This is a genomic window from Phenylobacterium sp. (genome assembly GCF_028290885.1).
Lineage (GTDB): Bacteria > Pseudomonadota > Alphaproteobacteria > Caulobacterales > Caulobacteraceae > Phenylobacterium.
This window is the reverse complement of record NZ_JAQGIZ010000189.1, coordinates 1-10,735: the sequence shown is the minus strand read 5'-3', so window position 1 is coordinate 10,735 and position 10,735 is coordinate 1. Positions and strand designations below refer to the sequence as shown.

The window sequence follows — 10,735 nt, the reverse complement described above, 5'->3', positions numbered from 1 at the left end:
GCGCTGCCGCCGCACTAGACAAGGCGTATGGCCGCCACCGCCCCCCTCACGCTGATCTGGCCCGAGGCGAGTGGCCGCATGGCTGTGCGCGCGACCTTGGCGTCGATGTCGCGGTCGACGATGTCGTTGAAGGCGCAGCCCGCCGCCCGCATCAGGGCCGCGCCCAGGAACACCAGCCCGAGGAGGCCGAGGTTGGGCAGGCGGTGCTCCATGGCGTCGGCCAGCGCGATCCCCTGCCAGCCCGGCAGCATCAGCAGCCAGATCCCCGTCGGCCGGTCGAACCGCCCGAGCTTCAGCCACGGCCGCAGCCCCGCCGGCGCGAACCGGTCGACCCAGTTGCGGGGCATGGCGTCGGGCAGGGGGGCGGTGGCGGCCATACGCCTTGTCTAGTGCGGCGGCAGCGCCCCCTCCACCACGTTGTGGTCCCCCTCCCCCGCGGGCGGGGGAGGTTTTTGAGTCGAGCGGCTTCCGAACCCCACCCGTGAAACGGGGGAGGGGGACCCGAAGGGTTTAGGGGGCGCCGGGTCGGAGTGTGGCGTCGAGGCCACCTTCCCTGCAAAGCCGAACGCGGTTCCGCCGCTCCCTTGACGCTCCGATTCGCCGCGCCTAGTTTTCCGCACCTCAGCAACCCGAAGGGAGGGCCAAGATGCGAAACATCGTTCCAGCCGCTCCTCGACGGTTCGCCGGGCCGCCGCCGCGCTTCTAACTCAACCGGGACGCTTCGTCTGAGGGCCTGATCGGCCCGCTTCACGAAGTCATTCCGTGCGCCCGTGGTCCGCCGGGGCCTTTCGGCCCCCCGCCTCACCAAGATTCTTTCCCTTCGCGCCGCCGCGCACCGCCGCCCGAACCCCGTTTTCTCAAGGGGGGCATTCGCGGTCCGCCGGCGCCGATTTCCGAGTCCCGTCATGACCGACCACTACGAAGACACCGACGAACACCGCGAACGAACGCTGAAGAACAGCCAGGTGCTGGGCTTCATCGCGCGGTTCTGGCTGCGCCGCCGCTGGCTGCTCGCGGGCACCGTCGCGTTGACGCTGGCCTCGGTCGGCTTTGACCTGGCGGTGCCGTGGACCGCCGGCGCCCTGGTGGACGCGGTGGCGCATCGCGGGCTGGCCGATCCGGCCTGGCGGGCCTGGGGCTTCTTCGTCGGCGTCTATTTCGCCGCGCTGGTGACCCGCAACATCGCCATGCGGTGGTTCTGGATCCCGCTCGCCGTCAACAACATGAAGGAGCTGATCGACGAGGCCTTCAAGAAGGTCCAGTCGTTCTCGGCCGACTGGCACGCCGACAATTTCGCCGGCGCCACGGTGCGCCGGCTGAGCCGCGCCATGTGGGGCTACGACACCGTCTCCGACGCGGCGCTGGTTTGGCTGGGCCCGGCGGTCCTGGTGCTGGCCGGCATGTGCGTGATGATCACCGTGCGCTGGCCGATCGTCGGCCTGTTCGCCACCGTCGTGGTGGTGTTGTTCGTGCTCGCCAACATCGTCCTGACCAGCCTCTTCGCGCGGCCGCTGAACCTGAAGTCGGTGGCGCTGGACAGCCGCATCGGCGGGGCGATCGCCGACTCGATGTCCTCCAACGCGACGGTGAAGAGCTTCGGCGCCGAGGCGCGAGAGGAGGCGCGGATCGCCGAGGTCACCGACCTGTGGCGCGGCGCGGCAAGCCGGACCTGGAGCCGGTTCACCGACCTGTGGCTGGCGCACAACTTCATCCTGGTCGTGCTGCAGGCCGGGCTTTCGGGCCTGCTGGTCTGGCTCTGGTCCAGGGGCCAGGCGACCCCCGGCGACATCGCCTTCGTGATCACCGCCTTCATGCAGATGACCAGCTACCTGCGGAACCTGGGCGAAAACATCCGCCTGACCCAGCGTGGGCTCGACGACACTGAGGACGTGGCCCGCTACGCGACCCTGCCGCCGCAGGTGGTGGACTCATCCCGAGCCCGCGAGTTCGCCGCGGACCTGGGCGAGATTGTCTTCGACCGGGTGACCTTCCGCTACAAGTCGGCGGACGAGGCGCTCTACCAGGACTTCTCCCTGCGCATCGCGCCCGGCGAGCGGGTGGCGCTGGTTGGGCCGACCGGGGCCGGCAAGTCGACGTTCGTGAAGCTGATCCAGCGGCTCTACGACCTGCAGGGCGGGCGGATCCTGGTGGACGGCCAGGACATCGCCGGCGTCACCCAGCGCAGCCTGCGCCAGGCCATCGCCGTGGTGCCGCAGGACCCGGCGCTATTCCACCGGACGCTGGCGGAGAACATCGCCTACGCCCGGCCCGGCGCGACTGAGGACGAGATCATGCTGGCCGCCAGGCGCGCGCGCGCCCACGAGTTCATCGCCCGCCTGCCCAAGGGCTACCAGACCCTGGTCGGCGAGCGTGGCGTGAAGCTCTCGGGCGGCGAGCGGCAGCGGGTGGCGATCGCCCGCGCCTTCCTGGCCGACGCGCCGATCCTCGTCCTGGACGAGGCGACCTCCTCGCTCGACGTGGAGACCGAGCGGCAGGTGCAGGCGGCGATGGAGGAGCTGATGATGGGGCGCACCACCATCGTCATCGCCCACCGCCTCTCCACCATCCGCGGCGCCGACCGCATCCTGGTCTTCGAGGACGGCCGCATCGTCGAGGAGGGCCGCCACGCGGACCTGGTGAAGCAGGGCGGGGCCTACGCCCGGCTGCACGCGGTGACGGAAGGGTGGGTCTAGGGCCGGCCTCCGTCGCTGGTCCCATGTAACTCAGGGTAGCGGCTGGCAAAAAGACATGTAACTCTCGGCCAATTCCGGGGGGAGTTCACATGTCTAATGTCGACGTAAGCGCCATCGGTGGCGATCGGGTGGTCCTGTCTCAGCGCGGCGTCCTGATGTCGTTCGCCTGGCTAAGTCTGCGGAACGGCCTGCTCAACCTCATCACCCTCACGCTCTACCGTTTCTGGGGGAAGACCGAGGTGCGGCGGCGGCTGTGGGCGACGACCTATCTTAACGACGAGGCGTTCGAATACACCGGCCGGGGGGTGGAGCTGTTCGTGGGCTTCCTGCTGGCGCTGCTGGTGATCGCCCTGCCGTTTCTCTGCATCATCTTCGGCGCCCAGTTCCTGGGACCGGGCATGGTGCTGTTGGTGATCCTACCCGCTTATCTGTTCCTGTTCTTCATCCTGGGCCTCGGCCGGTTCACGGCGTTTCGCTACCTCGCCACACGCACCGCCTGGCGCGGCGTGCGGTTCCACATGCGCGGGACGGCGCGGAGTTTCGGGCTCGCGTGGATGGGCTATGCGCTGCTGAGCGGGATCACTCTGGGCTGGTTCTGGCCCGCGGCCGACCGTCGCCTCGCGGGTCGGCTCTGGGACGGTCTCAGCTTCGGCGACCGCGACTTCCAGTTCCGGATCGACGATGCGCGCCGGGAACCGGTCTACGGCGCCTACGCCTTGAGCTGGGTGCTGGGCGTGGTGGGCTACATCGTCTTCATTGGCGTGATCTTCGCGGCCCTCTATCCGCAGATGAAGGCCAACGGCGGGTCCGGCGCGCCGCCGGTCATCACGCTCCGCGAGATGATCACCATCTATTCCGCGGCCGGCGGGTTGGCCCTGTTCTATGCGGTCGCCCTGTCGCCGTTCCACGCCGCCATGCTGCGCTCCATCGTGACCGGCATCGGCTTCCAGGACGTGCGCTTCCGCTTGCGGCTGCGCTGGTTCGACATGGCCGGGCTGACGGTCAGCAATATCGTGCTGCTGACCGTGTCCCTGGGTCTGCTGATGCCATTCGTCGAGGCCAGGACGCGGAAGTTCCTGATCAGCCGGCTTGAGACCACCGGAGAGTTCGACCTGTCAGCCATCGGCCAGGCCCAGGGGCTGAGGCCGCGGACCGGCGAGGGCCTCGCCGATGCGTTCGGTATCGCGACGATCTGATCCTCGTGCAGGCGCGCTACCACGACGGACGAACGGCGCAGTCGCGGCCAACCAAGGTCTGTGTCGAGGACGAGACCCTGGTGTTCTCGGCGGATGGCGAGAACCGCTGGCCGCTGGACGCTGTACGGGTGGAGACCGTGGATGACCGAGTGCGGATCGCGTACGGGCGCGACGACCCGGCGCGGCTGACCCTGGCGCTCGCCGACTGGCGCGACCTCACCGAGCACGCCATCGGCCACCATCGGCGGGTTCGGCAGCGGGAGATCCGCCTGGTGGCGGCCCTGGCCGCCTCGGCCGCGGCTTTCGCGGGGCTGGTCTTCGTGGGCATACCGGCCGCCTCCGGTCCCCTGGCTCGCCATACCCCGCCCAGCCTCGAGCGCAAGATCGGGCGCAATCTGGAAGCTCAGGTCTCGCTGCCGTTCCGGGCCTGCCGGGGGGCCGCCGGCCAGGCCGCGCTCAAGCGGCTGGGCCAGCGCCTGGGGCAGGCCGCCAACACGCCGTTCTATATCCGCGTGCGCGCAGTCCACGCCCCGATGGTCAACGCCTTCGCCCTGCCGGGTGGCGCGATCATGGTGACCGACAAACTGATCGACCTGGCCGCGACGCCTGACGAGCTGGCCGCAGTGATCGCCCACGAGTCAGCCCACGTGCAGAAACGACACGTGATGCAGGGCGTCTGGCGATCCTTCGGCTTCGGGGTTTTGCTGGACGCGGTGGTGGGCGGCGGCTCCGGGGCGGGCCAGCAGGCGGTCCTGCTGATGGGCTCCGCGACCAACCTGCACTACAGCCGCGCCGCGGAGGCCGAGGCCGATTCCGCCGGCCAGGACCTGCTCACCGCCCAAGGCCTCTCATCGCAGGGCATGGCCCCCTTCTTCCAGCGTCTGGTCGCCACCTCCGAAGGCAAGAACGCCCAGGCCGTGAAGGCGCTGATCTCCGACCACCCCGACACCTTGCGCCGCGCCCAGGCAAGCCGCGCCCGCGCCAAGTCCGGCGCCGCGGCCTTCACCCCGGCCGAGTGGACCGCCATCCAGGCCAGTTGCAAGGACGGCTACGACCCGTTGAAGCGCATGCGAAAGCTATTCTAGGGAGGCAGCTTCGCTGCCACCTCCTCCGAAGTGTTTGCTTCGGGGGAGGAGCGGGGCGAGCGCGGCCGCCAGGTCCCCACGGTTCTCCACCCGCACACTTCCCAGCCCCAGCCATCCCGCCATCAGCTTCAGCTCCGCGGCCAGCTTCACCGGCGTCTGGTTGCTGGCCCACGGTTCGGCGTGGCTGGCCTGGACGAGCAGGACGCTCGCCTTGCGGTCGGCCTTGAGGTCGACGCGGGCGGTAAGCGCGTCGCCCTCCAGGAACGGCAGGACGTAGTAGCCGTGGGTGCGCTTGGCGGCCGGGGTGTAGATCTCGATGCGGTAGCGGACGCCGAACAACCGCTCGGTGCGTTCGCGGAACCAGATCAGGTTGTCGAAGGGCGACAGCAGCGCCTGGGCGTCGATGCGGCGCGGCCAGCGCGCTGCGGGATCGAGGTAGGCGGCTTCGCGCCACCCTTTCACGGTGACGGGCGACAGCGAGCCGTCCTCCACCAGTTCTGCGAGCCTGGCCTTGGCGCCCTCTACCGGCATGCGGAAATAGTCGCGCAGGTCCTTTGCCGTCGCCACGCCCATGGCGCGGATCGCAATCCGATAGAGCTCGCGCTGCGCCTCTTCGCGCGGCGGCGTCGGGAGCGAAGTGACAGCCTTGGGCAACACCTTCTCCGGGAGGCCATAGACCCGCTCGAAGGTTCCCCGCCGCGTGGCGGTGGTGAGTTCTCCGGTCCAGAACAGCCCTTCGACGGCCCGCTTGGCGTCGCTCCATCCCCACCAGCCGCCATTGCCTTTGTGGCCCATCTCCAGCTCGGAGGCCGACATCGGTCCGCGCGTGGCGATCTCGTTCAGCACCCGCTCCACGAAATCGGCCCGTTCGCGGCGGAACCGGGCTACGCCCTTCCAGATCCCGACGCCGTCGCGCGCGTCCTGCATCCGCCAGCGGAACAGCGGCTGGAGGCCAAGCGGCAGCAGCGAGGCCTCGTGCGCCCAGTATTCGAACAGCGCCGGCTTCTTGCCCCAGGCGACCTCGTCCAGCAGCGCGCGCGGATAGGCGCCGAGCCGCGAGAAGGCCGGCAGGTAGTGGGTGCGCGAGACTACGTTGACGCTGTCGATCTGCACGACGCCCAGGCGGTCGACCAGCTTGAGCAGCTGGCGCCTGCCGACCGGGCCGTCCGGGCGCGGCGTCCCGAACCCCTGGGCGGCCAGCGCGATGCGGCGCGCCTCGCCGGCGGTCAGCTTGTCCTTGGCCATCCGTTCCCCATGCAGAATCGCGCCCCGAACGGAGCCCTGGGACGGTAGTCCGCGAACAAAGAAAGAACAACGATCCGGTTAACAATGGTTAACGCCTTAACCATTGCCGCCTTGGCGCGCGGAACAGAGCCGGAATCAGGTGTGATCCAGCACCGGCTTCGGCTGGTAGGGCGCCTCGAGCTTGGCGACCTCGTCGTCCGTCAGTTTCACGTCGAGCGCCGAGACCGCGTCTTCGATATGGCCGAGCTTCGAAGCGCCGACGATGGGCGCGGTGATCGCGGGGTTCCTCAGCACCCAGGCGAGGGCCACCTGCATGTTGGAAAGCCCGCGGGCCTTAGCGACCTCGGTCACAGCGTCCACCACCTGGTGGTCGGCCTCGCGGAAGTAGAGCCGCGGCGAGAACTCATCGGTGCGGGCGCGCTCGGTATTGCCTTCCTTCGGCTGAGCGCGGCCGCCGGCCAGGAAGCCGCGGGCCAGCGGCGACCAGGGAATGACGCCGACGCCCTCCGCCCGGCAGAGCGGCAGCATCTCGCGCTCCTCCTCGCGGTAGACGAGGTTGTACTGCGGCTGCATCGAGACGAAGCGGACCCAGCCGTGGGCGTCGCTGGCCGCCAGCATCTTGGCGAACTGCCACGCGTACATCGACGAGGCGCCGATGTAGCGGGCCTTGCCGGCCTTCACGACGTCGTTCAGCGCCTCCAGCGTCTCCTCGATGGGCGTTTCGTAGTCGAAGCGGTGGATCTGGTAGAGGTCGACATAGTCCATGCCGAGGCGGGTCAGGCTGGCGTCGATCTGGGCCATGATCGCCTTGCGGCTGAGGCCCTTCTCGTTGGCCCCCTTGCCCATCGGACCGTTGACCTTGGTGGCGACCACGATCTCCTCGCGCTTGGCGAACTCGCGCAGCCAGTGGCCGGTGACCTCTTCGCTGGCCCCGATCGAATAGACGTTGGCGGTGTCGAAGAAGGTGATCCCCTTCTCGATGGCGGCCTGGAAGAAGGGCTTGGACTGCTCCCGGTCGAGCACCCAGGAGCGCCACTCGGGCGAGCCGTAGGTCATGCAGCCGAGGCACAGGCGCGACACCTTCAGGCCGGTGTTCCCAAGGCGGATCTGTTCCATGGCGTGGCTCCTTCCTAGTGCTCCAGCCGGCCGTCGGTCAGCGCTTCGACCTCGAATTCATAGAGCACCTTCGGATCGGGTTTCGGGACGGCCTTGGCGATGTCCTTGGGCGCCAGCACCTTGAGCAGGTGGCGCATGATGGCGATGCGGGCGGCCTTCTTGCTGTCGGTGCGCACGATGGTCCAGGGCGCCTCGTCGGCGTGGGTGCGGCGGAGCATCTGATCGCGGGCCGCGGAGTACTCGTCCCACTTCGCCTGGGCGACCGCGTCGAGCGAGCTGATCTTCAGGGCCTTCAGCGGATTGGTGGTGCGGGCCTTCAGGCGCTTGGCCTGCTCCTCCTTGGAGATATCGAGCCAGAGCTTGACGATGCGCAGGCCGTTCTCGGCCAGCATGGCTTCGAAGGTCGGCGCGTCGCGCAGGAAGGTCTCGTGCTCCTTGGGCGTGCAGAAGCCCATCACCGGCTCGACACCGCCGCGGTTGTACCAGGAGCGGTTGAAGATCACGAGCTCGGCCGCCGCCGGCAGATGGGGCACATAGCGCTGAAAATACCACTGGGTGCGCTCGCGGTCGGTGGGTTTGGGCAGGGCGACGACGCGGGTGTTTCGGACCGACAGGTGCTCGACGATCCGCTTGATGGCGCCGTCCTTGCCGGCGGCGTCGCGGCCCTCGAAGATCACCAGGTCCTTGGCGCCCGACGCGATGGCCGCCTGCTGATAGCGCACGAGCTCGATCTGCAGGGCTTCGATCTTGCGGCGGTAGTCCTGGTCATTTGGCATGTTCAGACCCTATGCCGGATGCGGCGCCGGACGCTAGAACCAGCGGATGATCCGCCTGTTCATTCCGCACGACCTCGCGCCCGGCGCGGAGCTGGCGCTCGACCCGGGGCAGAGCCGCTACCTGGCGGCCGTCATGCGTCAGGCGGTGGGCGACGAGGTCGCGCTGTTCAACGGCCGGGACGGGGAGTGGCGGGCCAAGATCAGCGCGGTCGGCAAGCGCGCGGTGGCGGTGCGGGCCGAGGAACTCGTCCGGCCGCAGGCGGCGGGGCCGGACCTCGACCTCGTCGTGGCGCTGGTCAAGCGGGGGCGGCTGGAGACCATCGTCGAGAAGGCGGCCGAACTGGGCGCGCGCCGCGTGCGCCTGGCGGTCACCGAGCGCACCAACGCCGATCGCACCCGCGTCGAGCGCCTGACCGCCATCGCCACCGAGGCTGCCGAGCAGACCGGCCGGCTGGATGTGCCGCAGATCGTGGAACCGGTGAAGCTGGATCGGCTGATTGCGGACTGGCCGGAAGGTCGCCGGCTTCTCTTTTGCGACGAAGCCGGTGGCGCACCGCCGATCCTGCAAGCGCTCTCTCCGCAGGAGGGAGGGGAGCCGTGGTCCATTCTGATAGGTCCTGAAGGCGGCTTCTCCCCAAGGGAACGGGCGCTTCTTCGCGCGCTGCCCTACGCCACCCCCGCTTCGCTGGGGCCGCGGATCCTGCGCGCGGACACCGCGGCGATCAGCGCGCTGACGCTCTGGCAGGCGGCGCTGGGCGACTGGCGGACTTGAGCCGGCCCTTGAGCTTCTGGGATTTGCGCCCACCTAGAACTCCGACGTAAAGAGTCGGCCGCGCCGGAACAGCCGCGGTCCAGTGTGGGGTGGGGAATGAAACCGATGGCTGAGATCGCCTGTGACGATCGCCCCCTGACGTTCGAGGACCTGGTCGCCTGGTTCGACAAAGGGTCCAAGCCCAAGTCCGAATGGCGCGTAGGCGCCGAGCACGAGAAGTTCGTCTTCCGCCTGGGGACGCATGAGCCGGTCCCCTACCAGCCCCGCGGCATCAAGGCGTTGCTGGACGGCCTCACCCGCTATGGCTGGGCGCCGGTCATGGAGGGCGAGAACGTCATCGCCCTGGAACGCGGCAAGGCGAACGTCAGCCTGGAGCCCGGCGGCCAGTTCGAGCTCTCCGGCGCCCCGCTGGAGACCATCCACGACATCTGCGAGGAAACCGGCCAGCACCTGCAGGAGGTGAAGGTGGTCGCCGACGAGCTGGCCATCGGCTTCCTGGGGCTCGGCTTCACGCCGGTCTGGCGGCGCGACCAGGTCCCGGTGATGCCCAAGGGGCGCTACAAGATCATGCGCGAGTACATGCCCAAGGTGGGCGGGCTCGGCCTCGACATGATGTTCCGCACCTGCACGGTGCAGGCCAACCTCGACTTCGGCTCCGAGGCCGACATGGTGGCGAAGTTCCGCACGAGCCTCGCCCTGCAGCCGGTGTGCACGGCGCTGTTCGCCAATTCGCCGTTCATCGAGGGCAAGCCCTCGGGCTTCGTCTCGGCCCGCGCCAACGTCTGGACCGACACCGACCCCGACCGCACGGGGATGCTCGATTTCGTGTTCCGCGACGGCTTCGGGTTCGAGACCTATGCGAAGTACGCGCTCGACGTGCCGATGTATTTCGCCAAGCGCGGCGACCGCTACATCGACCTGGCCGGCCGCTCGTTCCGCGACTTCATGGAGGGCAAGCTGGCCGAGCTGCCCGGCGAAAAGCCCACGATGAAGGACTGGGCCGACCACACCACGACGATCTTCCCGGAGGTGCGGCTGAAGCAGTACCTGGAGATGCGCGGCGCCGATTCAGGGCCCTGGAGCCGGCTCTGCGCCCTGCCGGCGCTGTGGACGGGGATTTTCTACGATTCCGCCGCCCTCGCCGCCGCCTGGGACCTCTGCAAGGACTGGAAGATCGAGGATCACGAGCGCCTGCGGGCCGACGTCGCCCGCGTAGGCCTGAAGGCGCAGATCGCCGGGCGCAGCGTGCAGGACGTGGCCAAGGATATGCTGGCCATCGCCCGCGAGGGCCTGAAGCGTCGCAACCGCCTCTCCGGCGGCCTGGTGGACGAGAGCGGCTACCTGGGCGAACTCGACGAGATCGCCGCCAGCGGGATCACGCCGGCCGAGCGCCTGCTGGAGCTCTACAACGGACCGTGGCAGGGCGACGCGAGCAAGGTCTTCGAGGCCTTCGCTTACTAGCGGGTCACCGCGCGGGCGTCTCGACATTCGGGGTCCAGCGTTCGCGCTGGGTGACGCCGTCGCCGGCGTCGGTGTGCTGGACGACCTCGTCGATCCCGACCCTGTGGCCGTCGCGGACCTCATCGACGTGCTTGGGGTTCACCGCCGCGTCGGCGACCTCATAGACCTCGATCTTGTCGGGGTAGAAGGACAGCCGCTCGGCGATGGCCTCCATGGCCGGGTAGGGCAGCTCATAGGTCCAGACCGCGTTCTCGTCGAACTGGACGTCCATCAGCAGCGTGTAGTAGGCGGCGTCGCCCTTGTAGGGGCAGTGGGTCGAGCGGCCGGTGCGGCTCATGTACTCCATCGCCACGTCCTGGCGCGGGAAGTAGACGCGGGCCGGGTAGTCGGC

At 68.9% G+C, this 10,735-nt stretch carries 9 protein-coding genes and 1 pseudogene; 5 read left to right on the top strand and 5 right to left on the bottom strand.

The genetic code is table 11. The annotated features are described in order from the left end of the window. Nucleotides 1–38 precede the first annotated feature (38 nt). Nucleotides 39–377, bottom strand: a pseudogene (locus JWP28_RS12835) (UbiA family prenyltransferase); the annotation flags it as partial. 528 nt (nt 378–905) lie between these two features. On the opposite strand from JWP28_RS12835, the gene JWP28_RS12830 reads away from it, so the two are divergent. From JWP28_RS12830 to JWP28_RS12820, 3 genes are all read left to right on the top strand, one after another. After that, nucleotides 906–2,693, top strand: a complete 1,788-nt coding sequence (locus JWP28_RS12830) for an ABC transporter ATP-binding protein (RefSeq protein WP_299543429.1) — start codon at nt 906–908, stop codon at nt 2,691–2,693. An 89-nt stretch (nt 2,694–2,782) separates the two neighbouring features. Beyond that, nucleotides 2,783–3,889, top strand: a complete 1,107-nt coding sequence (locus JWP28_RS12825) for a DUF898 family protein (RefSeq protein ID WP_299543427.1) — start codon at nt 2,783–2,785, stop codon at nt 3,887–3,889. A gap of 5 nt (nt 3,890–3,894) precedes the next feature. After that, a complete protein-coding gene (locus JWP28_RS12820; protein WP_299543425.1) occupies nt 3,895–4,974 on the top strand; it encodes a M48 family metallopeptidase in 1,080 nt (359 codons plus the stop codon). Here the strand turns inward: JWP28_RS12820 and JWP28_RS12815 are convergent. The 3 genes from JWP28_RS12815 to ppk2 all read right to left on the bottom strand — a co-directional run bounded on the left by JWP28_RS12815 (nt 4,966) and on the right by ppk2 (nt 8,111). Then, nucleotides 4,966–6,219, bottom strand: coding sequence for a winged helix-turn-helix domain-containing protein (locus JWP28_RS12815; protein ID WP_299543423.1), 1,254 nt, complete (start codon nt 6,217–6,219; stop codon nt 4,966–4,968). The two genes, JWP28_RS12820 and JWP28_RS12815, sit on opposite strands and share 9 nt — an antisense overlap. A 135-nt stretch (nt 6,220–6,354) precedes the next feature. Beyond that, the gene (locus JWP28_RS12810; protein WP_299543421.1) at nt 6,355–7,335 is read right to left on the bottom strand and encodes an aldo/keto reductase; all 981 of its coding nucleotides are present in this window, start codon (nt 7,333–7,335) and stop codon (nt 6,355–6,357) included. A gap of 14 nt (nt 7,336–7,349) precedes the next feature. Continuing rightward, nucleotides 7,350–8,111, bottom strand: a complete 762-nt coding sequence (gene ppk2 / locus JWP28_RS12805; protein WP_299543419.1) for a polyphosphate kinase 2 — start codon at nt 8,109–8,111, stop codon at nt 7,350–7,352. 46 nt (nt 8,112–8,157) lie between these two features. Here ppk2 and JWP28_RS12800 point away from each other — a divergent pair, with 46 nt between their 5' ends. Further along, complete coding sequence (locus JWP28_RS12800) at nt 8,158–8,883, top strand: 16S rRNA (uracil(1498)-N(3))-methyltransferase (RefSeq protein ID WP_299543417.1); 726 nt, start codon at nt 8,158–8,160, stop codon at nt 8,881–8,883. 105 nt (nt 8,884–8,988) lie between these two features. Then, nucleotides 8,989–10,344: a glutamate--cysteine ligase gene (locus JWP28_RS12795; RefSeq protein WP_299543431.1), complete on the top strand. Its 1,356-nt coding sequence runs from the start codon at nt 8,989–8,991 to the stop codon at nt 10,342–10,344. Between the two features lie 4 nt (nt 10,345–10,348). On the opposite strand, the gene JWP28_RS12790 is transcribed toward JWP28_RS12795, so the two are convergent. Next, nucleotides 10,349–10,735 (bottom strand): DUF427 domain-containing protein (locus JWP28_RS12790; RefSeq protein WP_299543415.1); only part of this gene is annotated, 387 nt, incomplete at its 5' end.

Coding starts and splice junctions, on each gene's coding strand:
- ppk2 (WP_299543419.1), bottom strand. CDS start 8,111: ATGCCAAATGACCAGGACTACCGCCGCAAGATCGAAGCCCTGCAGATC.
- JWP28_RS12815 (WP_299543423.1), bottom strand. CDS start 6,219: ATGGCCAAGGACAAGCTGACCGCCGGCGAGGCGCGCCGCATCGCGCTG.
- JWP28_RS12810 (WP_299543421.1), bottom strand. CDS start 7,335: ATGGAACAGATCCGCCTTGGGAACACCGGCCTGAAGGTGTCGCGCCTG.
- JWP28_RS12830 (WP_299543429.1), top strand. CDS start 906: ATGACCGACCACTACGAAGACACCGACGAACACCGCGAACGAACGCTG.
- JWP28_RS12800 (WP_299543417.1), top strand. CDS start 8,158: ATGATCCGCCTGTTCATTCCGCACGACCTCGCGCCCGGCGCGGAGCTG.
- JWP28_RS12825 (WP_299543427.1), top strand. CDS start 2,783: ATGTCTAATGTCGACGTAAGCGCCATCGGTGGCGATCGGGTGGTCCTG.
- JWP28_RS12795 (WP_299543431.1), top strand. CDS start 8,989: ATGGCTGAGATCGCCTGTGACGATCGCCCCCTGACGTTCGAGGACCTG.